This is a genomic window from Pseudomonas sp. NPDC089741, from assembly GCF_044748825.1.
GTDB lineage: Bacteria > Pseudomonadota > Gammaproteobacteria > Pseudomonadales > Pseudomonadaceae > Aquipseudomonas > Aquipseudomonas helmanticensis.
In genome coordinates this window covers 23912-46954 of the sequence record NZ_JBIVGT010000029.1, presented here as the reverse complement: position 1 = coordinate 46954, position 23043 = coordinate 23912, and the positions used below count along the sequence as shown (strand labels likewise).

Sequence of the window (23043 nt, the reverse complement as noted above, 5' to 3'; positions counted from 1 at the left end):
CAGGTAGACGTTGCTGAATGGGCGCAAGCTACAGCGGTTTTTATCCGGGGTTGAACGGAGCATAGCCGCTGTCCGGAACCGGCTCGACGCTCACCCTGTCTTCGAGGCGAATGATCCCGCTTTGTAACACTCGCGCAGTAATTCCGCCATGCCCGCGCACGGCCTGAAAGGTGCCGGGGCCAAGGTTGTTCTGCAGGCGTGCGCAAGGCTGACACCAGCCCGTGGTTTCGAATATTGCCTGACCGATGCGAAAGCGCCGACCTTTCAGACTAAACAGATTGATACCGCTGATAACGAGATTGCGCCGCAGATCTTCAGGTTTCACCGGTTGATCGTCAGGGCGGCCCATCAATGCGTTGATCACCGCCAGGTGTTCGAACTGGATCAGCGTCACTTGACGCGCATTACGCACACCGGGGCGGGCGTGGTCGCCGGTCAGCCCTGCTTCCAGCCGCGCTTCCACCGCATCCAGTTCGATCATCGGCCCACGGGATTCGGGGCGCACGCCGATCCAGCGTACACATCCGGTCTGCGGCACATCCGCGATCAATTGCTGAAGTGGTGTCACAGGCTGATCCCGACATCGAAGACGATGCTGCGGCCAAGGTTGCTGCGCAGAAAGTCCGGCGCGTCCGGGTGAGCGAACAGCACGCGGGCGAAGGTCGGGCCGACGAGCGACAACGAGCGCCAGCCCTGACGCAGATACTCGGTGGGCGGCGGGAAGTGGCTGTTCAAGTCGAGCACTTCGCGCTTGAGGCTGGCGAAGGCGATGATGTCCAGTTCACCGAGATCCATGCCGCGCTCTTTGTAGTTGTGGGCTTTTTTGCGCAAGGTCGGTGCCAGTCGCATGAGGAATTCATTGGCCGGGATGCGCTTGGGCTTGGCTTCGCGGCGAACCAGTTGGCTGAGAGAAAACGCGCTGCGGCGGCGCTGCAACTCATCGCGCCATTCGTCATTGAGCCGACGCCCCTCGTCGAGGACGAAGAACACTTCGAAATTGGCTTCGCGAAACAGCACGTCCGGCGGTTCACCGGCCGGCGCGAATTCGTCGACGCGGTAGGGAATATTCAAGCCTTGCAGCAGGCGCTGGCAAACCCAACGCTCACGCTCCCATTTGCGGGCATTGGACAGGAACGCGTTGGCCTGCTCGGCCGCGATGGTCAGCAGGCGTAAATAATCTGAGTCATCCATAAGCCCAAGCTTAGCGTCCAAATGCGACAAGCTGAAAGCTTTGCTTGCACCGCCCGTTCACCTCGGCCTTGTAGGAGCTGCCGAAGGCTGCGATCTTTTGACTGTAAAAAGAACAAGATCAAAAGATCGCAGCCTGCGGCAGCTCCTATAGGGTAATGTCGATGGAGGGTGAGGGAGTCATGATTGGGGCTGAACTGCTTTCGACGGCAAGTCTGACATTCGGTTGGCTGATTTACTTGCCGGCGCTGCTCTGGGCGGTCTTGAGGGTGCCGTGGCTCGAATTGTTCAGTGACAGTCGTCGTCAACACCTGCTGTTCGGCACGGTGTTCGCGTTGTTTCTGCTGTGGCTGGTGCGCAGGGATTTCGACACCGGCGTGTCGTATCACTTTATCGGTATGACGGCGGTGACCTTGCTGCTGGACTGGCCCTTGGCGATTGTCGGCGGGCTGGTGGCGCAAATCGGTCTGGTGTTGCTCGGGCGCCAGGATCTCGCGGCGATGGGGGTCAACGGCTCATTGTTTATTTTGCTGCCCGTGCTGATCACCGAGTGCGTGGCGATTCTGGTCGAACGTGCGCAGCCGCGTAATCCCTTCGTTTATATTTTCTGTTCGGGGTTTCTGGCTGCCGCGCTGTCGGCGTTGTTTTGCCTGCTGCTGAGCCTGACGCTGCTCTGGTACGACGGTCTCTTCGCCATGCCGGAATGGCTCGAGGACTTCATCGGTTACCTGTGGCTGATCATTTTCCCCGAGGCGTTCATCAACGGCATGGTCATCAGCGCCCTGGTGGTGTTCTGCCCGGAATGGCTGGAGACCTTCAACCGCACCCGCTACCTTTCGGCGCCGTGGAAGGACGACGATCGGAAGTCTTGATCCACATCAAACCGGCCATCCACGGGAAATTTCATGCTCGCGCAAATCCCTTCAGGAGCGGCGGCATGAGTGTTTACGAGTGGGCGAGGCAGGAAACCCGGCAAAGTCTGGACATGGCGCAGGAGGTGGGGTTTGACCCCGGCTTGAGTTTGCGCGCTTTGCTCAGTGCGGTGGTGCAACAAAGCAAGGCCGTGCGCAACGCCGAAGACCTGGCCGACGAATTGCGCTTTCTCGCGGAAAACCTCGACGACGATCAGGACTACGGCTTTATGCGCCCCTGAACGGGATCAGTGACGCGGGTCGAAGTCCCCGGAAAACATTTCGTCCTCGGCATCCGGTGCGACTGGAATCTTGTGTTCTTCAGAGGCCCAGGCGCCGAGGTCGATCAGTTTGCAGCGCGCGGAGCAGAATGGACGAAATTCGCTTTCAGGCGTGAATTCCACGGGGGCGCCGCAGGTTGGGCATTCAACGGTGGGGATCTGGCTCATGCTTGGCCTCCGGATAAAGTCAGGTAAAAGTGATGCAGACGCTCGACTTCGCTCTGCAGCCAAGCGAGGTCGCGGTCGTTGACCACCACATCGTCGGCACGGCTCACACGGTCTTCACGGCTTGATTGCGCCTTGAGGATTGCCTGAACCTGCTGCTCGCTGGTCTGGTCACGCTGCAAGGTGCGTTCGATCTGCAGTTGTTGCGGGGCATCGATGACCAGGATGCGCTGGGTCATCGCGTATTGCCCGGACTCGATCAACAGCGGCGAAACCAGAATCGCGTAAGGCGATTTTGCCAGCGCCAGATGATGGGCGATCTCTTCGGCGATCAACGGATGCAGCAGGGCTTCAAGCCAGCGGCGCTCCTCTGCAATCTCGAAAATCAGTTTGCGCAAGGCCGCACGGTCGAGTGTGCCGTCAGCTTGTAACACGCCGGGGCCGAAATGTTCGGCAATCTTCGCCAGCGCCGGACGTCCCGGTTCGACCACCCAGCGCGCCGCATGATCGGCATCCACAACATGGATGCCAAGGTCGATGAAGTGCTGGGCCGCCGCGCTTTTGCCGCTGCCAATGCCGCCGGTCAGGCCGAGAATCCAGGGTTTTTCCACAGGGGTATTCATTTCAAACCGACAAACTGCCAATAGAAGTCGGTTATTTGACCACCCCAGAGCATGGCAATCCAGCCGGCAATTGCCAGATAGGGGCCGAAAGGGATTGGCGTCGAGGTTTCCTGCGCGCGCAAACGCAACAGAATCACCCCGATCACCGCGCCGACCAGCGATGACAACAGGATGGTCAGCGGCAGAATCTGCCAACCGCCCCAGGCGCCGAACAACGCCAGCAGCTTGAAATCGCCATGGCCCATGCCGTCCTTGCCAGTCAGCAACTTGAACAGCCAGAACACCGACCACAGCGCCATGTAACCGGCGACGGTGCCCCACAACGCGTCATGCAGCGGCACGAACAGCCCGAAACTGTTGACGATCAGACCCAGCCACAGCAACGGTAGCACCAGCACATCAGGCAGCAGTTGATGCTCGATGTCGATCAAGCTCATCGCCAGCAACCCCCAGCTGAGGAAGATCAGCAGAGCGGCCGGCCAGCCAAAACCGAAATGCCAGGCGATGAATGCCGAGAGCAAGCCGCAGGCCAGTTCGGTCAGTGGATAACGTTTGCTGATCGCTGCCGCGCAGGCTGAGCAACGTCCGCGCAGCGCCAGATAACTGAGCAGCGGAATGTTTTCCCACGCGCGAATTCGATGCGCGCAATGCGGACATTCGGAGTGCGGCAGCATCAGGTTGTAGGTGGGCAGCGGTGGTTCGGCAGGCAAGCCCAATACGTCGTGGGCCTGCTGACGCCAATCGCGCTCGAGCATTTTCGGCAGACGCCAGATCAACACGTTGAGGAAGCTGCCGACCACCAGGCCGAGCAGCAACGCGGTGCAAACAAAGGCCAGCGGATACAGGGCAAACAGTTCGTCGATAGGCATGTCAGATCGCTGAGCCGAGTTGGAAGATCGGCAAGTACATGGCCACGACCAGCCCGCCGACGATCACCCCCAGCACCACCATGATGAATGGCTCCATGAGGCTGGTGAGGTTGTCGACCATGTTATCCACTTCCTCTTCGTAAAACCCGGCGACCTTGTCGAGCATCTCGTCCAGCGCACCGGACTCTTCGCCGATCGCGGTCATCTGCACGGCCATATTGGGAAAGACCCCGGTGGAGCGCATGGAAAAATTCAGCTGCATACCGGTCGAGACGTCCTGACGAATCCGCAGCACCGCGCGTTTGAACACCACGTTGCCGGTGGCACCCGCAACCGAGTCGAGCGCCTCGACCAGCGGCACACCGGCGGCGAACGTTGTCGACAGGGTGCGGGCGAAGCGGGCGACGGCGGACTTGTACAGCAGCGTGCCGACCAGAGGCAGTTTCAGCAGCCAGGTGTCTTTGCGGTCGCGCAAGGCCTGAGATGTTTTCAGCGCATGACGGGTGCCGAAAATCGCCACCACCAATACGCCGAGGATCGCCCACCACCATTGCTGCATGAACGCCGACAGGCTGATGACCATCAGGGTGAAGGCGGGCAGCTCGGCGCCGAAACCGGAAAATACCGACTGGAATTGCGGCACCACTTTTACCAGCAGAATCCCGGTCACCACGGCCGCGACCAATAACACCGCCGTCGGGTAGGTCATGGCTTTCTTGATCTTGGCCTTCAGGCGTTCGCTTTTCTCCTTATAGGTCGCGACCCGCTCGAGCAGCGTGTCGAGGGCGCCGGACTGCTCGCCGGCATCGACGAGGTTGCAATACAACTCGTCGAAATATTGCGGCTTCTTGCGCAGGGCCGTGGCGAAGCTGTTACCGGCCGCGACTTCCTGTTTCACGTCGTCCACCAGTTTGCGCATGGCCGGGTTTTCGAAGCCTTCGCCAATGATGTCGAACGACTGCAACAGCGGCACGCCGGCCTTCATCATGGTCGCCATCTGGCGGGTGAACAGGGCGATGTCCTGCGCCTTGATGCGTTTGCCGAAACTCAGCAAAGAGGCGGACTTCTTGCGCACCTTGCCAGGGTTGATCCCCTGTTTGCGCAGCTGCGCCTTGATCAGTGCGGGGTTTTGCCCGCTCAGTTCCCCGGTGACCTTGCTGCCTTTGCGGTCCGTGCCTTCCCAGGCATAGATGCTGATTTTCGCTGCCTTGACCGCCATGTTCAGTCCTTGGTGACCCGGTTGATTTCTTCAAGGCTGGTGATGCCTTGCATGGCCTTGTGCAGCCCTGAGGTGCGCAGGTCGTCGAAGCCGTCGCGGCGCATCTGGCTTTCGATTTCCAGCGAGTTGCCCTCGGCCATGATCAGCCGTTGCAGCTCCGGTGTGTTTTTCACCACTTCATAAATCCCCACTCGACCCTTGTATCCGCCGTTGCAGTGATCGCAACCGAGCGGCTCGTAGATCGTGAAATGGCCGATGCGTTCCTCGGGGAAACCTTCCTTGAGCAGGGTTTCGCGAGGGATCTCGATGGCTTTCTTGCAGTGGCTGCATAACTTGCGCGCCAGACGCTGGGCGATGATCAGGCTGACCGACGTGGCGATGTTGAAACCGGGGATGCCCATATTGTGCAAACGGGTCAGGGTTTCCGCGGCGCTGTTGGTGTGCAGGGTCGACAGCACCAGGTGACCGGTCTGCGCCGCCTTGATGGCGATCTCGGCGGTTTCCAGGTCACGGATCTCGCCGACCATGATCACGTCCGGATCCTGTCGCAGAAACGAGCGCAGAGCCTGGGCAAAGTCCAGCCCCTGCTTGGGATTGACGTTGACCTGGTTGATGCCTTCCATGTTGATCTCCACCGGGTCTTCGGCGGTGGAAATATTGATGTCGACGGTGTTGAGGATATTCAGGCCGGTGTACAGCGACACGGTCTTGCCCGAGCCGGTGGGGCCGGTGACCAGGATCATCCCTTGCGGTTGCTTGAGTGCAGCCATGTACAGGTCTTTCTGCGCCGGTTCATAGCCGAGGGCATCGATGCCGATCTGCGCGCTGGACGGGTCGAGAATCCGGATCACGACTTTTTCGCCCCACAGGGTCGGCAGCGTGTTGACCCGGAAATCGATCGACTTGCTCTTCGACAGGCGCATCTTGATCCGCCCGTCCTGCGGTTTGCGCCGTTCCGAGATATCGAGGCTGGCCATGACTTTCAGGCGCGCGGCAATGCGCCCGGCCAACTGGATCGGTGGCTTGGCCACTTCGCGCAGCATGCCGTCGGTGCGCACGCGCACTCGATAGTTCTTCTCGTAAGGTTCGAAGTGCAGGTCGGACGAGCCGCTCTTGATCGCGTCGAGCAGCATCTTGTGGACGAAACGCACCACCGGCGCATCGTCGGCGTCGAGTCCGGCAATGGCGTCCTGCTTGCTGTCGTCGATGGCTTCGACATCAAGGCCGTCGAGATCGACATCGGCCATGTCTTCGAGGCCACTGGCGTGGGTGTCGAAGAATTTTTCGATGGCTTCGGTGAGTTTGTCGTCCTCGACCAGAATGGCTTCGGTACTCAGCCCGGTGCTGAACTGGATGTCGTTGATCGCCTGATGGTTGCTCGGGTCGGAAATGCCCACGAACAGCTTGTTTCCGCGCCGCCACAAGGGCAGGGCGTGATGCTGGCGCACGAGTTTTTCGCTGACCAGTCCCTTGGGCTGGGTTTCCTTGTCCAGGCAATTGAGATCAAGGAACGCCATACCGAAATGCTCCGAGGCGATTTCCGCCACCTGCGAGCTCTTCACCAGTTTGTTCTGCACCAGATAACTGACCAGCGACAGCCGATTGCGCTGGGCCTGCTGCCAGGCCTGCTGGGCGCTTTTTTCCGTAAGCAGTTCGGCCTGCACCAATTGCTTGGCCAGACCGCTCAGAGCGATGTCATTCATGGGGATTCCGCACGCTAGCAGTTCATGACTTATAGCCTAGTCAAGTGACAGCGCCAAACACGTCAGGTGCAGGTGACAAAAAGTGTCAGATAGTGCGGTTGCAGGTTGTAGGAAACGGCGTTGCTTGCGCTTCCCGGCCAATGCACGGGGCCTGGACGGCGTTGGCATGGGCTGTGCTGATCCTTGTTCAGATCATGAGATTTCGACTCATGCATGGAGCGTGTCTATGAAAAAACAACAAGGTTTTACTCTGATCGAGCTGCTGATCGTTGTGGCGATCATCGGCATTCTGGCGACCATCGCCTTGCCGCAGTACTCCAAATATCAGGCGCGATCCAAGGTAACGGCGGGCCTGGCGGAAATTAGCGCACTGAAAGTGCCGTTCGAAGACACCATCAATCAAGGTACCAACCCGACGCTCGCTCTGGTCAAAGGGGATGCCGGCACCACCACATCCAACTGCGCGCTGACCGCTTCGGGCACTGCTGCCGATGGCGCGGGCACAATTGTTTGCACGATCGCCAATGCTCCGGCCCCTGTGCTGGGCAAAACCATTACGCTGACCCGTACCGCTGCCAACGGCTGGTCTTGCGGTACTACGGTATCCCCGGATTATTCGCCAAAAGGCTGCACCGCCAGCGGTACATGATCCGCGTTTTGGAGCTGAACCAAATGCCCCGCACTGCGGGGCATTTTTCATTGCCCGGCACTTCACAAAAGCTTCAATAATTTCAGCGTGTTAGGAACTTTCCAAAAAACCGCAACTTGCATGCGATTTAATCCGCAGTCATGCAAATTGCATGAATCCGAAAATTTGCGTTATTAGTAACTATTTGATTTATAACGATTTTATCTCTTTGAAAAAGTTGGCACAGCGTTCGCAATATCTACCGTAACCCTGCTGACAAGACACACAGCAGACTTTCCAGAAAAACAGGAGTTACTCGTATGAAGAAGTTCGCTATCACTGCCGCTGCTGCTACCGCGCTGACCCTGACCATGACCGGCGCTTTCGCACAAACCACCCAGGCTACCCAGGCTCCTATGACCCTGGCCGCCGGTGAAATGACCAAGGCTAAAGAAAGTACTTCCGATACCTGGATCACTACCAAAGTCAAAAGCGACCTGGTGACCGAAAAAGGCATCCCAGGCACCGACATCAAAGTAGAAACCAACAAAGGCGTTGTGTCGCTGTCGTCGACTGTAGCGATCACCGAAGCTCAGAAAACCACCGCAGTGAACATCACCAAGAAAATCAAAGGCGTCAAAGCGGTCTCCGCTGACGGCCTGAAAGCCGAGTAAGGCATGACTTCTCGCCTGGACCGGGAGAGGGCGCGACAGACGGGCCGAGCCATACGTCTGCCGCAACTTTAGAGTTCATGCGAACGGTTACACGGATGTAGCCATTACAGGCCCCGCCACTTGTGTCGGGGCTTGTTCTATTTCCTAGAAGCAAAAGATCGCAGCCTGCGGCAGCTCCTACAGGGAAACGCATTCCAATGTAGGAGCTGCCGCAGGCTGCGATCTTTTGCTCTTTCAGTTACCGCGTTTGCTGTTGATCTGCCGCAGTCGATTGCCTTCAAAGCGCAGGTATTGGTACATGCCGTTGTTAGGCCCGTACGTCCATTCCTCGACCTGAAACTCCTCGCGGCGATTGGCGCTGCGCTTGTAGCCCAATACATCACGCCCCACCGGTTCGCCGCACTTCTGCAGGACTTCGCTGGAACGGTCGCCGAGGCTGACCAACTGACTGCCACAGCGCAGGGTATCGGACGCCGATGCGTGACCGGCCGCGAGCGTCAGGGCCAGCGCAGCGATCCATTTGCTGTTCATCATTCGGCATCCAGATGCATTTGCGTCACCACCCGGCCATCGCTTTCGGCTTCACCAAGATTGGCGTCGATGAAATACACCCGGTCATCCGCGAGTTGGCCCTTGTCGACCAGATAATCCTTGATGCTGCTGGCGCGGTCCTGACCGAGCTGACGCAGCAGTACATCACTGCTGCTCCAGAACTGGATGATGCCTTCACGCATTTTTGCCGTACGTTCTTCCTTGCCCAGATCCTTCCATTCGGCCGGTGGCTGGGTTTTCAGACGGGTGCGATAAATGCCTTCGAGCAGCGGACCTTTCTCGCCGTCCGGCACTTGCAGCAAGGACGCTTGAGCCGGCACCTTGTCGCCACGGCGCTGGAGCATCTTGTAGTAGTTGTACTGGTATTCACGTTCCAGGCGTTGCTCGGCGAGCAACGGTCCGTCACTGCTTTTGGCGGCTGTGCCTTCGATTTCCAGGCGCAGGGCCGGGCGCTCCTTCAGCGCCTGGGAGAGTTTCACCAGCGCCGCTTCAGCATCTTTGCTCAGGTCACTGGAGCCGGGCGCAAACGACACGGTGCCAAGGTCTTCCGAGCCGCCGCCACTGATCAGCCCGCCAATCATCTTGAAGGGTGCTGCAGCGGCTTTGACGATGAGGTTGCGCAGGGTCTGCCAGACAATCGGCATCACGCTGAACTGCGGATTGTTCAAGTCGCCGGTGACGGGCAATTCGATGGAGATCTTGCCGTCGACGTCCTTGAGCAAGGCGATCGCCAGTTTCAGCGGCAGGCTGACGGCGTCCGGGCTGTCGACTTTTTCGCCGAGTTGCAGTTGCTCGACCACCACTTTGTTCTCGGCCTTGAGCTGGCCCTTGGTGATCAGGTAATGCAGGTCGAGATTGAGCCGGCCCTTGCGGATCCGGTAACCGGCGAACTTGCCGGAGTAGGGGGTCAGGGTGGTCAGCTCGACGCGTTTGAAACTGGTGGCGATGTCGAGGCTGGCCATCGGGTCGAACGGATTGACCGCGCCCTTGATGGTCACTGGCGCATAACGGTCGACCTTGCCTTTGATGTCGACGCTGGCCGGTTTCGCCTGACGGCTGTCGATGGTGCCGATCTGACCGTTGAGTTGCTGCACGGCAGTGGCGAAGTTCGGTGTCAGGCTGAAGTCGGCGAAGTTGGCCGAGCCGTCATTGATCGCGATAGCGCCAATGTGAATGCCCAGCGGCTTGTCTTTGCTGGCTGATTTGGCCGCGGCGGTTTTTGCGCCACCGTCGGCGGGTTGCGGGATCAGCAGGTCGTCGATGTTGGTGGTGCGATCGTCGTTGATCATGAACCGCACATACGGCTGGAACAGATTGACCTTGTCGATCGACAGGCTGTCGCCGTGTTGATAGTTCAGGCCTTCGACCACCACTTGCTGCCACTTGAGGAAGTCGCGGGTTTTCAGGGTGTCGAGGGTGTGCAGTTGATCGATCTGTGCACGCCCGGTCACGCTGAGCGCCAACGGTGCGGTGCTCTTGAGATTGACCTTGAGATCACTGCCGAGCATGCCGCTGCGCAGTTCCAGGCGAATGAACGGATTGATGTAGGACTGCGCGACACGCAGGTCGATGTCCTGGGTCTTGACGTTGAGCTGAGCGTTGACCGGCGCCAGATTGACCGTGCCGTCGGCGCTGATCTTGCCTTGCTTGCCCAGCCCGCTGTCGAGCTTGAGCTTGAAGGGCGAGCCGTTGAGGCTGTCGAAACCCTCCAGGTCGACGTTCAGCGGCGTGATATCCAGCGCCACCGGCGGATTCGCCGAGCGATCAGCCAAATGGACGGTGTAGTTGCGCAACTGCACGTCTTTGAGCAGTACCTGCCACGGTTTGCTCGGCGCTGTCGGTTCGGCTTTCGGCGAATCTGCGGCGGCCGGTGTACTGGCCGGTTCGGCAGCAGCTTTGGCGGCGGGTTTCGACGGTTGGCTGGCGAACAGTTTTTGCCAGTCCAGTTGGCCGTCGGCTTCCAGCGCGGCCCAGGTTTCGAGTTTCTGGCTGCGGATCTTGCCGACCACTACCTGCTGTTTGGCCAGGTCAACGCTGGTTTCGCTGACGTCGAGGCGTTCGAGTTTCGCCAGCTGGCGCCCGTCCGGAGCCTTGATCGCGAAAGGCGCGATGCTCACCGCGACGTTGTTCAGCAGCAGTTCGGTTTGTTTCGACAGATTGAGTTTGTATTCAGTGCTGAGGCTGATCACGCCGTCTTCGAGCACCAGCGGCACCGAGTCGCGCACGTAAGGCCAGAACGCTTTCATCTTGCCGTCGGTGACTTTCAGGGTGCCTTCGGAGGTGAACGGGATCAGGCTGAAATTACCGCTCCAGTCGATCCGCCCGCCCGCAGGGCCGATGGCGACCAGAGTCATGTCGGCGCTGTCTTCGGGCAAGGTGCTGAGGTTTTTCAGCTCGAAGCTCAAGTCGTCGTAGAGGAATTCGATGGGCTCGCTGGGACGCACATCCTGGAAGTGCACGACGCCGCCGGCGAGTTTGATGTTGTCGATGCGCAGCGGGAAGGGTTTGGCGTTCGGATCGGTCGGTGTCGGTTCGCTTGGCGGTACATTGAACAGGCCGAGCAGGTTGAGCTTGCCGTCTTTGGCGAAGAGAATTTCGCTCTTCGGTTTGTCCAGCTCGATGTCGGACAGGTGTAGCGCTTTTGTCCACAGGCTGTCGATTTGCAGGTTGGCGTAAAGGCGTTCGAAACCGACCTGCTCCTTGCCCGGCTCACCAATGACCAGACCCCACAGGGTGACCTCAAGGCTGAACGGGTTGAGCTCGATGCGCTGGATGTGTGCCGGCACCGTGGCGTAGTTAGCCAGTTGCTGGTTGGCCACGCGCAGGGCAATGCCCGGCAAAATCAGAAACCCCAGCAGGCTGTAAAGGGCCAGAGCAGTCAACAAGGCGCCTATTGCGCGAATCAATCCTTTGGGCATGTGCGGCTTCATCTGTCTGAATCGGAGTGCCTTGGAGTATGGCACGCGATTCTGGTTCCGAAGTACATCGCTTGGGTCAGGATTGTTCAGATTTGTCTGGAAATATGCACGACTGTGTAGGAGCTGCCGAAGGCTGCGATCTTTTGATCTTGTTTTAAAAAAGACAAAATCAAAAGATCGCAGCCTTCGGCAGCTCCTACAGGGATCTTCTTATAGCTGCAGGATCAGGGTTTTCAGTGGCGGTTGCTGATCCATGGATGGGAAGTCCGCACCCGGGGTCATCACACTCCACTCACGCACCGGGCGGCCAGCCTTTTCGGCGCAGCGCAGGACTTGTTCGCGCCAGTCGTCCATGCTGACTTTCGCCAGGTTGTTGCAGCAGATCAGCACGCCATTGTCGGCGGTGGTCAGCAGCGCTGGCTTGAGCAGGCTCTGATAGTCGCGCAGCAAGTCGACGGTGCCGAACGCGCTTTTGGCCCAGGCCGGAGGATCGAGCAGCACCAGATCGTATTGACGCTGATCGAGGCGTTGATAACTCGGCAGCTTCTGCCCGCGGCGCTGACTGATCGGCAGGCCGGCGAGTTGGCGGATCGCCGGGAAGTAATCGGACTGGATGAATTGCATCTCGGGCAATTGCGGGTTGAGCAGACCGTTCTCGCGACCGACCGCCAGGTTGCCTTCGGCGAAGTCCAAATTGCACACCTCACGCGCGCCACCGGCTGCCGCACTGAGGCCAACGCCACAGGTGTAGGCGAACAGGTTGAGTACGCTTTTGCCTTTGGCGTGATCCTTGACCCAGCCGCGCGTGTTGCGCAGGTCGAGGAACAGCAACGGATCCTGTCCGGCGTGGCGTCCGCGCACGCGATAATTCAGGCCCCATTCGTGACCGACGAGATCGGCCAGCGCCGCGTCGTCGGCTTTATAGACGCTGTCTTCACGATCAATGCGCGAATTGCCACGGGAGCGGTCGTTGTAGACCAGCAGGGTTTCCAGGCCCAGGGTCTGGTTGACCATGCCGTGCAGTTGCAGCAGTTCGTCACGCTCCAGCGTCTGGTGAAAGCTCTGCACCAGCAATTGCGGACCGTAGCGGTCGATGGTCAGACCGCCGGCGCCTTCCTGGCTGCCGTGGAACAGCCGATAGCAATCGGTGCCCTGGCGGTGCAGCTCGGCCAGCAAATCCTGGCGTTGATCGAGGGCGGCGCGCAGCGCCTGATTCAAGGAAGACATGCATGCGCCTTGCTGGAGAGAATGGGGGCGCGGGAGTTTATCAGCTTGGCGAGCGATCGAGTGGCTACCATCGCGAGCAGGCTCACTCCTACAAGGGAGTTATGTTGCATACGAATCTCCTGTAGGAGTGAGCCTGCTCGCGATGCTTTCAGGTGATCAAACCCATCCGGCGTTTGGCACGTTGCACCGAGCCATTGCGCATCGCCCAGCGCAGCATGGGCGCGCTGCGTTTGACGCTGGCGCGAATCAGTTGACGTTGCAACGAGCTCTGGCGGACATCAAGCATGTCGCTGGCCCAGTCCGGCAGCAGATCAATCCCCGCCTTCATCATCAGATCGCCAAACGGTCGCGCCAGAGCACTCGGCGCCGGCGCGGCCAATAACAGGCGCAAGACTTCACGGCTGCGGCCATCGCACAGCAACTGTGGGCGCATGCCTTGCAGATATTCGGCCACAGCCAGCCGCGACTTGGGCACATCGCGTGCGCCCAGACGTTCGGCGACCACGGCGATTTCCGCGTAGTAACGATCCTGATCCGAAACGGACAACTGCGGATTGCGATAACGTAAATGGGCGCCGAGAAAGTTGCTGACCTCGGCCACGTGCACCCACGTCAGCAGGTCCGGATCGCTCGCCGCATAAGGTCGGCCATCCGGCGCGGTGCCGACCACTTGCAGGTGAATGGTGCGGACTTTCTCGATCAACCAGTCGGCATCACGCCTGGAGCCAAACGTGGTGCCGGAGACAAACTGACTGGTGCGGCGCAAGCGTCCGAGCATGTCCTGGCGAAAGTTCGAATGATCCCAAACCCCAGCCAGCGCTAGTGGATGCAGGGCTTGCAGCAATAATGCGCTGATGCCGCCGATCAACATGCTGCTGAAATCGCCGTGCACCTGCCAACTGATCGAGTCGGGGCCGAACAGGCCGGGATCGCCCTTGGGATTTTCCAGGTCGAGTTGGCCGAGGGACAACCCGGTCAGGCTCATGAGTTGCTGTTCGATGCGACTGCGGATGAATTCCATGACCACTCTGTGAAGATGGGCGGGCGCGACCGGTTGGCCGCGCCCGAAGTGTTACTGATTGAGGCGCTTGTCGATCAAACCCTGCACCACACTCGGATCGGCCAGCGTCGAGGTGTCACCGAGGCTGTCGAGTTCGTTGCAGGCGATCTTGCGCAAGATGCGCCGCATGATCTTGCCTGAGCGGGTTTTCGGCAAGGCCGGCGCCCACTGGATCAGGTCCGGTTTGGCGAAGCTGCCGATTTCCTTGCTGACGTGGGCCAGCAGTTCCTTCTTCAGATCGTCATTCGGCTCGGCGCCATTCATGGGCGTGACGAAGGCGTAGATGCCCTGGCCTTTGACGTCGTGCGGGTAACCGACCACAGCGGCCTCGGCGATGCTGTCGTGCAGCACCAGCGCGCTTTCCACTTCGGCGGTGCCGATGCGATGGCCGGAGACGTTGATCACATCGTCGATGCGCCCTGTGATCCAGTAATCACCGTCCTCGTCGCGGCGCGCGCCGTCGCCAGTGAAGTAGTAACCGGGGTAGGGTTTGAAATAAGTGTCGACCATTCGCTGCGGGTCGCCGTAGACGCTGCGGATCTGTGCCGGCCAACTCGACTTGATCGCTAGCACGCCGCTGCCAGCGCCTTTGATTTCCTTGCCTTGCTCGTCGAGCAGCACCGGTTGCACGCCAAACATTGGCTGGGTAGCGCAGCCCGGTTTGATCCGTTGGGCGCTGACCAGCGGGCTGAGCATGATGCCGCCGGTTTCGGTCTGCCACCAGGTATCGACAATCGGGCAGCGTTGTTCGCCGACCACATTGAAATACCATTCCCACGCTTCCGGGTTGATCGGCTCACCGACGCTGCCGAGTAATCTGAGGCTGGCGCGCGACGTTTCCTTCAACGGTTCGGCCCCTTCGCGCATCAACGCACGCAGGGCGGTGGGTGCGGTGTAGAAAATGTTGACCTTGTGTTTATCGATCACCTGCCAGAATCGTGAGCTGCTCGGGTAGCTCGGCACGCCTTCGAACATCAACGTGGTCGCGCCGTTTGCCAGCGGGCCGTAGACGATGTAGCTGTGGCCGGTAACCCAACCGACGTCGGCGGTGCACCAGAACACTTCGCCGTCGCGGTAATCGAGCACGTACTTGAAGGTCATCGCGGCTTGCAGCAAATAGCCGCCGGTGGTGTGCAGCACGCCTTTGGGTTTGCCGGTGCTGCCGGAGGTGTAGAGGATGAACAGCGGGTCTTCGGCGTCCATCGGCTCCGGCGGGCAATCGTCGCTGACATCGCGCACGGCCTGGTGATACCAGAGGTCGCGGCCCTCGACCCAGTCGACCTTGCCTTGGCTGCGTTCGACCACCACCACGGTGCTGACGTCCGGGCAACTTTGCAGGGCTTTGTCGACATTCTGTTTCAACGGCACGAACTTGCCGCCGCGTACGCCTTCGTCGGCGGTGATCACGGTGCGGCAGTCGGCATCGAGAATGCGGTCACGCAGGGAATCCGGGGAGAATCCGCCAAACACCACTGAATGGATCGCGCCAATCCGCGAACAGGCGAGCATGGCGTACGCGGCTTCGGGGATCATCGGCATGTAGATGCACACCCGGTCGCCTTTCTTCACGCCACGGCTTTTCAGCACGTTGGCCAGTCGGCAGACATGGTGGTGGAGTTTTTTGTAAGTGATTTGCGCTGATTCGGCAGGGTCGTCGCCTTCCCAAAGGAGGGCGGTCTGCTCGCCGCGTTGTTCCAGGTGGCGGTCGATGCAATTGTAGCTGACGTTCAGTTTGCCCCCGGCAAACCAGGCGGCTTCACCGGTTTTCAGGTCGTAGCGCTGAACGGTCTGCCACGGCGTGCTCCAGTCGAGGAAGCGCGTGGCCTGTTCGGCCCAGAAGGTGCTGGGGTGTTCAATGGATTCGCGGTACAGGCGCTGATAGTCGTCCTGACTCAACTGAGCAGCCCGGCGGACGGCATCGGCTTTGGGGAACGTGCTGATATCGAACATGACGGTTCCTTATTCTTGTTGTGCGAAGAATAAAGATGCGCCGAGAGTGCAAAGGGTTCAAGCCGGATAGGTAACCTGATGACTGAGCCTGCTCGCGATAGCGGTGTGTCATTCAACATCAACGCTGACTGATACACCGCTATCGCGAGCAGGCTCACTCCTACAAAGGATCTCTGTGCCCAAAGGATTTGGGTTGAGCCAAAGCCTGTGGGCCGAGCCATCCAATCAACCGCGGTGACGACCGCGGAAGTAGTTGATCAGGCCCTGAGTGGACGGATCGTCAGCGTTGCTTTCATCGCTGCCAACCAGACGGTTGTAGACGCCTTTGCCCAGTTCCTTGCCCAGTTCCACGCCCCACTGGTCGAAGGCGTTGATGCCCCAGACCACGCTTTGCACGAACACTTTGTGCTCATACATTGCCACCAGTGCGCCGAGACGACGCGGGCTGATGCGTTCAACCACAAGGGTGTTGCTCGGACGGTTGCCCGGGATCACCTTGTGCGGTGCGAGTTTGTGCACCTGCTCTTCGCTCATGCCCTTGTCGCGCAACTCTTGCTCGGCTTCCGGCAAGGTCTTGCCGAGCATCAGCGCCTGGCTCTGCGACAGACAGTTGGCGTACAGCCACTGGTGGTGGTCGGAGACCGGGTTGAAGCTGACGATCGGCACGATGAAGTCGGCCGGAATCAGTTGGGTACCTTGATGCAGCAACTGGTGGTAGGCGTGCTGACCGTTGCAGCCGACGCCGCCCCAGATCACCGGACCGGTATCGGTCGACACGGCGGTGCCGTCCTGACGCACGCTCTTGCCGTTGGATTCCATGTCCAGCTGTTGCAAGTGCTTGGTGATGTTGCGCAGGTAGTGGTCGTACGGCAGGATCGCGTGGCTTTGCGCGCCCCAGAAGTTGCCGTACCAGACACCGAGCAACGCCAGCAGCACCGGCATGTTCTGTTCGAACGGCGCGGTCTGGAAATGCTGGTCCATGGTGTAGGCACCGGACAGCAGTTCCTTGAAGTTGGACATGCCGATGGCCAGGGCGATCGGCAAACCGATCGCCGACCACAGCGAATAACGACCGCCAACCCAGTCCCACATCGGGAAGATGTTTTCTTCGCGGATACCGAACGCCACGGCAGCGGCGTTGTTGCTCGAAACGGCGATGAAGTGACGATACAGCTCGGCTTCCGAACCGCCCTGCGCCAGGTACCAGGCACGTGCGGCCTGAGCGTTCTTCAGGGTTTCGAGGGTGTTGAAGGACTTCGACGAAACGATGAACAGCGTAGTTTCGGCACGCAGTTTTTGCGTCAGTTCGTGGAACTCGCTGCCGTCGATGTTCGCCAGATAGTGGCAACGCACGCCTTTCTGCGCGTACGACAACAACGCTTCGGAGACCAGCTCAGGGCCGAGGAACGAGCCACCGATGCCGATATTGACCACGTCGGTGATCGGCTTCTCGGTGTAGCCACGCCACAGACCGTCATGAATGCGCCCGACCAGGTCGGTGATCTGGTTGAGCACCTTGTGGACTTCCGGCATCACGTTGACGCCGTTGACCGACAACTTGTCGCCCACCGGGCGGCGCAGGGCGGTGTGCAGCGCCGGGCGGCCTTCGGACGAGTTGACGATTTCGCCGTCGAACAGCGCTTTGATTGCGCCCTTCAGATCGACTTCATTGGCCAGACCCACCAGCAGGTTGCGGGTCTCGGCGTTGATCAAATTCTTCGAATAATCGAGAAACAGTCCGCAACTGCTGAGGGTGAACTGATTGAAGCGCTGCGGATCGGCGTTGAAGGCTTCGCGCATGCTGAAATCCTGCATGGCTTGGCGGTGATCTTTCAACGCTTGCCAGGCGGGCAGAGCGGTAACGTCGTGAGGAGTGCGGTAGTACGCCATCGCTGCGGTTTTCCTTTTTACTTGAACGGCCTTTTGAACACTGAACAGCCACGACACGCCATGTTTGGGCGTGGGGCCAACTGTGTCGACACGATTTCTGGACACAGGGCGAATACAGTAAACCTCGCGCTGCGTTCTGTCTTGACTTTGTCTGACCAGATCCCTGTACTTTTTTAACATCGAGAGCGGGAACTGGCCGACCAACGGAGGGGGAGCGGGGCGATAACGCGATCAGGCGAGCTGAACCGGGATGGCATTGCTGGTATGGCTCAGCTCATTGCCCGGAGCCATGTAGAGCATGCGCGGCTTGAAATTGACCAGCTCCGCTTCGCTGTAGTGGGCGTAGGCGCAGATGATCACCCGGTCGCCGACCTTGGCCTTGTGCGCGGCGGCGCCGTTGACCGAGATCATCCGCGAGCCTTCTTCGCCACGGATTGCGTAGGTGGTGAAACGCTCGCCGTTGTCGACGTTGTAAATCTGGATCTGCTCGTATTCACGGATGCCAGACAAGTCCAGCCATTCGCCATCGATGGCGCACGAACCTTCGTAGTCGAGTACCGCATGAGTGACTTCGGCGCGGTGCAGTTTGGCCTTGAGCATGATCGCGTGCATGAGGGGTTTCCCGGGTTGGAATCGAACGGCGGGCAGTGTGCCCGAAGGCTTTGGGGCCGGCAATACAACGCAAAAGATCGCAGCCTGCGGCAGCTCCTACAGAGCGAATAGGTAGGAGCTGCCGCAGGCTGCGATCTTTTGATCTTGCCGTTAAACCGAGGTATCGAGATTCAGGTGCAGGTTGTCGATCAACCGTGTAGTGCCGAGGAACGCGGCCACCAGAATCACCAGGTCACGGTCTTCAGCCGTCGCCGGACGCAAGGTCAGGGCGTGACGGATTTCCAGGTAATCCGGACGCAGGCCAGCGGCTTCGAGTTGTTGCAACTGAGCGTTGATCAGCGCCGGGAAGTCGCGTTCGCCTTGCTTGATCGACTCGGCAATGTTGCTCAGCGAGCGATAGACCACCGGAGCCACCGCGCGTTGCTCCTCATTGAGGAAGCCGTTGCGCGACGACAGCGCCAGGCCGTCGGCAGCGCGTACGGTCGGCTCGCCAATGATCTGGATCGGCATGTTCAGGTCATGCACCAACGCGCGGATGACCGCCAGTTGCTGATAATCCTTCTGGCCGAAAATCGCCAGATCCGGCTGGACCATGTTGAACAGCTTGCTGACCACCGTCGCGACACCTTCGAAGTGCCCCGGACGACTGGCGCCGCAGAGGCCTTCGGACAGTTGCGGCACGCTGACCCGGGTCTGCCCGGCCATGCCGTCGGGGTACATTTCCTCGACCGTCGGCGCGAACAGCAGGGAGCAACCGGCTTCAAGAAGTTTTTCCTGATCGGCTGCGAGGGTACGAGGGTACTTGTCGAGGTCTTCGCCGGCGCCGAATTGCAGCGGGTTGACGAAAATGCTCGCGACGACGAAGTCCACGCGTTGGGTGGCTTTGGTCACCAGCGCAACATGGCCGCTGTGCAGGTTGCCCATGGTCGGCACGAAGCCGATGCGCTTGCCTTCATTGCGCGCGCGGGCGACGGCGGCGCGCAGTTCGCGTACGGTTTTTACGGTGTTCATGCAGAGAATCCGTGTTCGATACCAGGGAACGTGGTGGCTTTGACTTCGCTGACGTAAGCCTTCAGTGCGGACTGGATGCTGTCCTGGCCGTGCATGAAGTTCTTGACGAATTTCGGTACGCGGCCAGTGATCGACAGGCCGAGCATATCGTGCAGTACCAGCACCTGACCGTCGGTGGCGTTACCGGCGCCGATGCCGATGACCGGGATCTTCACTGCCTGACTGATTTCTGCGGCCAGTTCGCTCGGTACGCATTCGAGCAGCAGCATCGCCGCGCCGGCCTGTTCCAGCGAGATCGCATCGGCACGCATCTGCCGCGCCTGGTTCTCGTTGCGGCCCTGCACTTTATAGCCGCCGAGAATGTTCACCGCTTGCGGGGTCAGGCCCATGTGCGCGCAGACCGGCACACCGCGTTCGGCGAGCAGACGGATCGACTCGGCCAGCCACAACTGACCTTCAACCTTGATCATGTGCGCACCGGCCTGCATCAGCATGGCGCTGTTGCTCATGGTTTGTTCGAGGGTGGCGTTGGCCATGAACGGCAGGTCGGCGAGGATCAGCGCGTCGGTGTTGCCGCGTTTGACGCTGGCGGTGTGGTAGGCCATTTCTGCGGTGGTCACCGGCAAAGTGCTGTCATGACCTTGCAGGACCATGCCGAGGGAGTCGCCCACCAGCAGCACTTCGACACCAGCCTCGTTGCAGGCTTGGGCGAAGGTCGCGTCATAGCAAGTCAGCATGGTGATCTTTTCACCTTTCTGCTTGAGGCTCTGGAGCGTGGTCAGGGTGATGGCTGGCATGTAAAAAATCCTCGTTCAGGCGCTCTGGAAACTACTGCGAGTAACGCGCGTGATTCGTCATCTACTCAGGCGCACGCTCTTTTGTCGTGCTTATAAGGCCTGGATTGCGCCCGTATGTGCCGGGTTGGCGGCAGCGGGACGCCTATAGTCGTGATGAGCCAACAGGAAGTCAATTGCGTGTGTTACCGCAATGTTACGAGGGGAGTGTTACCGGCGTTACTGATGCGATTCAGCGGCACGACGGGCCTGATTCGAGGGCTTTTTGTCCGACAAAAATCCTGCATGCCGAACGCTATTCCCTGTAGGCGCTGCGGAACGCTGCGATCTTTTGATCTTGGTTTTGAAGGTCAAAAGATCGCAGCCTCGTTTCACTCGACAGCTCCTACAGGGGAGTAGTGTCAGGGCTGGGGGAGGCGTTCGAGGCCGACGAACGGGCAGGCGGCCAGCAGGTCGGGAAGGCTGCGGCCGTCGGGCAGGCGCAGCTCCGGCGGAGCCAGTTCGGCGAGGGGATAGAGCACGAAGGCGCGTTCCTGAATCTGGTAATGCGGGACTTTCAGGCGTGGCTCGTCGATCAGTCGATCGCCGAACAGCAGAATGTCCAGATCCAGTGTGCGCGGACCCCAGCGCTCAAGACGTTCGCGGCCCTGATCATTCTCGATCGCCTGCAACGCATCGAGCAGTTGCAGAGGGGCGAGCGCGCTGTCGAGCGCGGCAACCGCGTTGGTGTAACGCGGTTGGCCGGGCAACAACGAATCGCTTTGATAGAAGGCGGAAACACCGGCGAGGGTCGTCTGCGGCAATTGCCCCAGCGCCTCGACGGCGCTGCGCAATTGTTCGGCAGGGTCAGCGAGGTTGCTGCCCATGCCGATGTAGATGCGTTCCATGCGTTACTCGCCGGTCGAAGCGCTCGGGGCGCCGGCGCGTTTGCGCTTGGAACCGCCACTGCGGCGACGTTTGCGCGGAGCACCGCTGCCGCCCTCGTCCTTGCCGCTGAGGTCGCGGATCATGTCGCGACGCTCGCTTTCGTTGGCGTCCTGATAGTCCGTCCACCATTCGCCGAGGCCATCGGTCTCCTCGCCAGCGCTCTCACGCAGCAGCAGGAAGTCGTAACCGGCGCGGAAACGCGGATTGTCCAGCAACAGGTCGGCACGTTTGCCGCTGCGACGTGGCAGGCGCTCCTGCATGTCCCAGATCTCGCGGATCGGCATGGTGAAGCGCTTTGGAATCGCGATACGCTGGCACTGTTCGGCAATCAACTCGTGCGCGCCTTCCTGCATCGCCGGAATCGGCGGCATGCCCCGTTCCTGCAGACGCAACACGCGGGCCGGCAGGGCAGGCCACAACAGCGCGGCAAACAGGAACGCCGGGGTCACCGGTTTGTTCTGCTTGATGCGCAGGTCGGTGTTGGTCAGCGCTTCGCTGATCAGCGTGTGGGTGTATTCCGGGTTGTGTTCCAGCGCGTCGGCACTGGCCGGGAACAGCGGGGCGAACAGTTGCAGGTCGACGAGCATTTCGAAGGTGATCGCGCCGTGCCCCGAGAGGAACAGCTTGAGTACTTCTTCGAACAGACGCGCCGAAGGGATCTCGCGCAGCATCGGTGCCAGTTCACGGATCGGCTGCACAGTGTGCTTTTCGATGCCGAAGTTGAGCTTGGCGGCAAAACGCACGGCGCGCAGCATGCGTACCGGGTCTTCCTGGTAACGCTGCTTCGGATCGCCGATCAAGCGGATCAGGTGATTGCGGATGTCGTGTACGCCATTGGCGTAATCGAGGATGCGCTCGCTGACCGGATCGTAATACAGGGCGTTGATGGTGAAATCGCGGCGTTGCGCGTCTTCTTCCAGGGTGCCGTAAACGTTGTCGCGCAGAATCCGCCCGCTCTCGTTACGCGAAGACTGGTTGCTGTCTTCGTCGTCTTCGTTTTGCGGGTGATTGGCGCGGAAGGTCGCGACTTCGATGATTTCGCGACCGAAGTGGATATGCACCAGTTTGAAGCGACGGCCGATGATCCGCGCATTGCGGAATTCGGCACGGACTTGCTCGGGTGTGGCGCTGGTGGCGACGTCGAAATCCTTGGGCGTGATGCCCAGCAGCATGTCACGCACGCAACCGCCGACCAGATAAGCCTGGTAACCGGCACCTTGCAGACGTTCGACGATATTCACCGCATAGCGGCTGAACTGCGTTTTCTGCAGCGAATGTTGGCCGCTGTTGAGCACTTCAGGGGTGCTGCGGATGTGTTGCGTACGACGCACGGGAGTTCGGAATGACTGGAACAACTTCTTCAGCATGGGATGCACTGTTTGAAGGAATGTTCGGCCATACCAAAGAATGACCGCATGATGGGCGCAGATTCTAGCATTTAGTCGGGGGATGGTGTAGGACACGGCAGATTTGAGCTGTAAGCCGCAAGCAGCAAGGGTCGAGCAAGGGAAATTCGAAGGATTTTGCCGGGAGGGAGAAACCACAAGGGGAGCCGAAGCTCCCCAAGAAGTAGTTGCGTGCTCTTTTTATTATTGATTCGGGCTTCTTGTTTTTGTTGAGTGCCCTCGCCATGAAGCTTTACCTTCATGACCCTCCCAATCGGGAGCCAAGAGCAAACGGATTGCTTTGGTCGCTGAATTGCAGTGATCTTACGATCCAACCAGTACAGGCTCTGTCTTAGGACAGTTTTTGTTGTTCTCGGCCTGGTCGTGGGGCAAGCCCCAAATACAGCGCCTCTCCTCAAGAATCCGGTCGGGGCGCCGCTGGGCGGCGTGGGGGGA

Annotated in this window: 22 protein-coding genes; 4 read left to right on the top strand and 18 right to left on the bottom strand. The window is 59.7% G+C overall.

The features are described 5' to 3' along the window. Positions 1–40: 40 nt before the first annotated feature. Positions 41–568 (bottom strand): MOSC domain-containing protein, encoded by a 528-nt coding sequence (locus ACIPZE_RS22450; RefSeq protein ID WP_129395560.1) that lies wholly within the window; start codon positions 566–568, stop codon positions 41–43. Beyond that, a complete protein-coding gene (locus ACIPZE_RS22445; protein ID WP_064392452.1) occupies positions 565–1191 on the bottom strand; it encodes a DUF1780 domain-containing protein in 627 nt (208 codons plus the stop codon). Before ACIPZE_RS22445 ends, ACIPZE_RS22450 begins: the two co-directional genes overlap by 4 nt. 179 nt (positions 1192–1370) lie before the next feature. On the opposite strand from ACIPZE_RS22445, the gene ACIPZE_RS22440 reads away from it, so the two are divergent. Continuing rightward, entirely contained in the window at positions 1371–2060 is a 690-nt protein-coding gene (locus ACIPZE_RS22440) for an energy-coupling factor ABC transporter permease (RefSeq protein ID WP_283438709.1), read from the top strand. A gap of 65 nt (positions 2061–2125) precedes the next feature. Then, the gene (locus ACIPZE_RS22435) at positions 2126–2341 is read left to right on the top strand and encodes a hypothetical protein (protein ID WP_007909901.1); all 216 of its coding nucleotides are present in this window, start codon (positions 2126–2128) and stop codon (positions 2339–2341) included. Between the two features lie 6 nt (positions 2342–2347). Here ACIPZE_RS22435 and yacG read toward each other — a convergent pair whose 3' ends face one another. From yacG to pilB, 5 genes are read right to left on the bottom strand one after another with little or no spacing between them, the layout of a single operon-like run. After that, positions 2348–2548 (bottom strand): DNA gyrase inhibitor YacG, encoded by a 201-nt coding sequence (yacG, locus tag ACIPZE_RS22430; RefSeq protein ID WP_129395558.1) that lies wholly within the window; start codon positions 2546–2548, stop codon positions 2348–2350. Next, positions 2545–3168: a dephospho-CoA kinase gene (gene coaE / locus ACIPZE_RS22425; RefSeq protein WP_129395557.1), complete on the bottom strand. Its 624-nt coding sequence runs from the start codon at positions 3166–3168 to the stop codon at positions 2545–2547. The genes yacG and coaE overlap by 4 nt, the downstream gene beginning before the upstream one ends. After that, the gene (locus tag ACIPZE_RS22420) at positions 3165–4037 is read right to left on the bottom strand and encodes an A24 family peptidase (RefSeq protein ID WP_283438707.1); all 873 of its coding nucleotides are present in this window, start codon (positions 4035–4037) and stop codon (positions 3165–3167) included. Before ACIPZE_RS22420 ends, coaE begins: the two co-directional genes overlap by 4 nt. A gap of 1 nt (position 4038) precedes the next feature. Beyond that, complete coding sequence (locus ACIPZE_RS22415) at positions 4039–5256, bottom strand: type II secretion system F family protein (RefSeq protein WP_283438706.1); 1218 nt, start codon at positions 5254–5256, stop codon at positions 4039–4041. 2 nt (positions 5257–5258) lie between these two features. Further along, complete coding sequence (gene pilB, locus ACIPZE_RS22410; RefSeq protein ID WP_400775341.1) at positions 5259–6959, bottom strand: type IV-A pilus assembly ATPase PilB; 1701 nt, start codon at positions 6957–6959, stop codon at positions 5259–5261. A 226-nt stretch (positions 6960–7185) separates the two neighbouring features. Between pilB and ACIPZE_RS22405 the strand changes: the two genes are divergently transcribed. Both ACIPZE_RS22405 and ACIPZE_RS22400 read left to right on the top strand, forming a co-directional pair. Beyond that, positions 7186–7608 (top strand): pilin, encoded by a 423-nt coding sequence (locus tag ACIPZE_RS22405; RefSeq protein WP_283438704.1) that lies wholly within the window; start codon positions 7186–7188, stop codon positions 7606–7608. 299 nt (positions 7609–7907) lie between these two features. Continuing rightward, on the top strand, positions 7908–8261 hold the full coding sequence (locus ACIPZE_RS22400; protein ID WP_129395552.1) for a BON domain-containing protein: 354 nt from the start codon (positions 7908–7910) through the stop codon (positions 8259–8261). A gap of 234 nt (positions 8262–8495) precedes the next feature. Here the strand turns inward: ACIPZE_RS22400 and ACIPZE_RS22395 are convergent, their stop codons facing one another. From ACIPZE_RS22395 to ACIPZE_RS22345, 11 genes are all read right to left on the bottom strand, one after another. After that, complete coding sequence (locus tag ACIPZE_RS22395; protein WP_283438703.1) at positions 8496–8792, bottom strand: DUF2845 domain-containing protein; 297 nt, start codon at positions 8790–8792, stop codon at positions 8496–8498. After that, the gene (locus tag ACIPZE_RS22390; RefSeq protein ID WP_400775338.1) at positions 8792–11743 is read right to left on the bottom strand and encodes a DUF748 domain-containing protein; all 2952 of its coding nucleotides are present in this window, start codon (positions 11741–11743) and stop codon (positions 8792–8794) included. The genes ACIPZE_RS22395 and ACIPZE_RS22390 overlap by 1 nt, the downstream gene beginning before the upstream one ends. Positions 11744–11941: 198 nt before the next feature. Continuing rightward, positions 11942–12958, bottom strand: coding sequence for a class I SAM-dependent rRNA methyltransferase (locus ACIPZE_RS22385; protein WP_283438701.1), 1017 nt, complete (start codon positions 12956–12958; stop codon positions 11942–11944). Between the two features lie 148 nt (positions 12959–13106). Continuing rightward, positions 13107–13979 carry an oxygenase MpaB family protein gene (locus ACIPZE_RS22380; RefSeq protein WP_283438700.1) on the bottom strand — a complete coding sequence of 291 codons (873 nt, stop codon included), beginning with the start codon at positions 13977–13979 and terminating at the stop codon, positions 13107–13109. Between the two features lie 51 nt (positions 13980–14030). Beyond that, a complete protein-coding gene (gene acs / locus ACIPZE_RS22375) occupies positions 14031–15968 on the bottom strand; it encodes an acetate--CoA ligase (protein ID WP_400775335.1) in 1938 nt (645 codons plus the stop codon). A 225-nt stretch (positions 15969–16193) separates the two neighbouring features. Further along, on the bottom strand, positions 16194–17858 hold the full coding sequence (pgi, locus tag ACIPZE_RS22370; protein WP_129395546.1) for a glucose-6-phosphate isomerase: 1665 nt from the start codon (positions 17856–17858) through the stop codon (positions 16194–16196). Positions 17859–18089: 231 nt separating this feature from the next. Continuing rightward, positions 18090–18470 carry an aspartate 1-decarboxylase gene (gene panD, locus ACIPZE_RS22365; protein ID WP_003205654.1) on the bottom strand — a complete coding sequence of 127 codons (381 nt, stop codon included), beginning with the start codon at positions 18468–18470 and terminating at the stop codon, positions 18090–18092. A gap of 150 nt (positions 18471–18620) precedes the next feature. Next, a complete protein-coding gene (gene panC, locus ACIPZE_RS22360; protein WP_400775332.1) occupies positions 18621–19481 on the bottom strand; it encodes a pantoate--beta-alanine ligase in 861 nt (286 codons plus the stop codon). Then, entirely contained in the window at positions 19478–20278 is an 801-nt protein-coding gene (gene panB, locus ACIPZE_RS22355) for a 3-methyl-2-oxobutanoate hydroxymethyltransferase (protein ID WP_129395543.1), read from the bottom strand. The genes panC and panB overlap by 4 nt, the downstream gene beginning before the upstream one ends. 398 nt (positions 20279–20676) lie before the next feature. Next, positions 20677–21162, bottom strand: coding sequence for a 2-amino-4-hydroxy-6-hydroxymethyldihydropteridine diphosphokinase (gene folK, locus ACIPZE_RS22350; RefSeq protein ID WP_129395542.1), 486 nt, complete (start codon positions 21160–21162; stop codon positions 20677–20679). Positions 21163–21165: 3 nt separating this feature from the next. Then, positions 21166–22569 carry a polynucleotide adenylyltransferase PcnB gene (locus ACIPZE_RS22345; protein ID WP_283438696.1) on the bottom strand — a complete coding sequence of 468 codons (1404 nt, stop codon included), beginning with the start codon at positions 22567–22569 and terminating at the stop codon, positions 21166–21168. Positions 22570–23043 lie beyond the last annotated feature (474 nt).

Excerpts from the sequence above, each read along its gene's own strand:
- ACIPZE_RS22445 (WP_064392452.1), bottom strand. The coding sequence starts at position 1,191 with ATGGATGACTCAGATTATTTACGCCTGCTGACCATCGCGGCCGAGCAG.
- ACIPZE_RS22440 (WP_283438709.1), top strand. The coding sequence starts at position 1,371 with ATGATTGGGGCTGAACTGCTTTCGACGGCAAGTCTGACATTCGGTTGG.
- ACIPZE_RS22435 (WP_007909901.1), top strand. The coding sequence starts at position 2,126 with ATGAGTGTTTACGAGTGGGCGAGGCAGGAAACCCGGCAAAGTCTGGAC.
- yacG (WP_129395558.1), bottom strand. The coding sequence starts at position 2,548 with ATGAGCCAGATCCCCACCGTTGAATGCCCAACCTGCGGCGCCCCCGTG.
- coaE (WP_129395557.1), bottom strand. The coding sequence starts at position 3,168 with ATGAATACCCCTGTGGAAAAACCCTGGATTCTCGGCCTGACCGGCGGC.
- ACIPZE_RS22420 (WP_283438707.1), bottom strand. The coding sequence starts at position 4,037 with ATGCCTATCGACGAACTGTTTGCCCTGTATCCGCTGGCCTTTGTTTGC.
- ACIPZE_RS22415 (WP_283438706.1), bottom strand. The coding sequence starts at position 5,256 with ATGGCGGTCAAGGCAGCGAAAATCAGCATCTATGCCTGGGAAGGCACG.
- pilB (WP_400775341.1), bottom strand. The coding sequence starts at position 6,959 with ATGAATGACATCGCTCTGAGCGGTCTGGCCAAGCAATTGGTGCAGGCC.
- ACIPZE_RS22405 (WP_283438704.1), top strand. The coding sequence starts at position 7,186 with ATGAAAAAACAACAAGGTTTTACTCTGATCGAGCTGCTGATCGTTGTG.
- ACIPZE_RS22400 (WP_129395552.1), top strand. The coding sequence starts at position 7,908 with ATGAAGAAGTTCGCTATCACTGCCGCTGCTGCTACCGCGCTGACCCTG.
- ACIPZE_RS22395 (WP_283438703.1), bottom strand. The coding sequence starts at position 8,792 with ATGAACAGCAAATGGATCGCTGCGCTGGCCCTGACGCTCGCGGCCGGT.
- ACIPZE_RS22390 (WP_400775338.1), bottom strand. The coding sequence starts at position 11,743 with ATGAAGCCGCACATGCCCAAAGGATTGATTCGCGCAATAGGCGCCTTG.
- ACIPZE_RS22385 (WP_283438701.1), bottom strand. The coding sequence starts at position 12,958 with ATGTCTTCCTTGAATCAGGCGCTGCGCGCCGCCCTCGATCAACGCCAG.
- ACIPZE_RS22380 (WP_283438700.1), bottom strand. The coding sequence starts at position 13,979 with ATGGAATTCATCCGCAGTCGCATCGAACAGCAACTCATGAGCCTGACC.
- acs (WP_400775335.1), bottom strand. The coding sequence starts at position 15,968 with ATGTTCGATATCAGCACGTTCCCCAAAGCCGATGCCGTCCGCCGGGCT.
- pgi (WP_129395546.1), bottom strand. The coding sequence starts at position 17,858 with ATGGCGTACTACCGCACTCCTCACGACGTTACCGCTCTGCCCGCCTGG.
- panD (WP_003205654.1), bottom strand. The coding sequence starts at position 18,470 with ATGCACGCGATCATGCTCAAGGCCAAACTGCACCGCGCCGAAGTCACT.
- panC (WP_400775332.1), bottom strand. The coding sequence starts at position 19,481 with ATGAACACCGTAAAAACCGTACGCGAACTGCGCGCCGCCGTCGCCCGC.
- panB (WP_129395543.1), bottom strand. The coding sequence starts at position 20,278 with ATGCCAGCCATCACCCTGACCACGCTCCAGAGCCTCAAGCAGAAAGGT.
- folK (WP_129395542.1), bottom strand. The coding sequence starts at position 21,162 with ATGGAACGCATCTACATCGGCATGGGCAGCAACCTCGCTGACCCTGCC.
- ACIPZE_RS22345 (WP_283438696.1), bottom strand. The coding sequence starts at position 22,569 with ATGCTGAAGAAGTTGTTCCAGTCATTCCGAACTCCCGTGCGTCGTACG.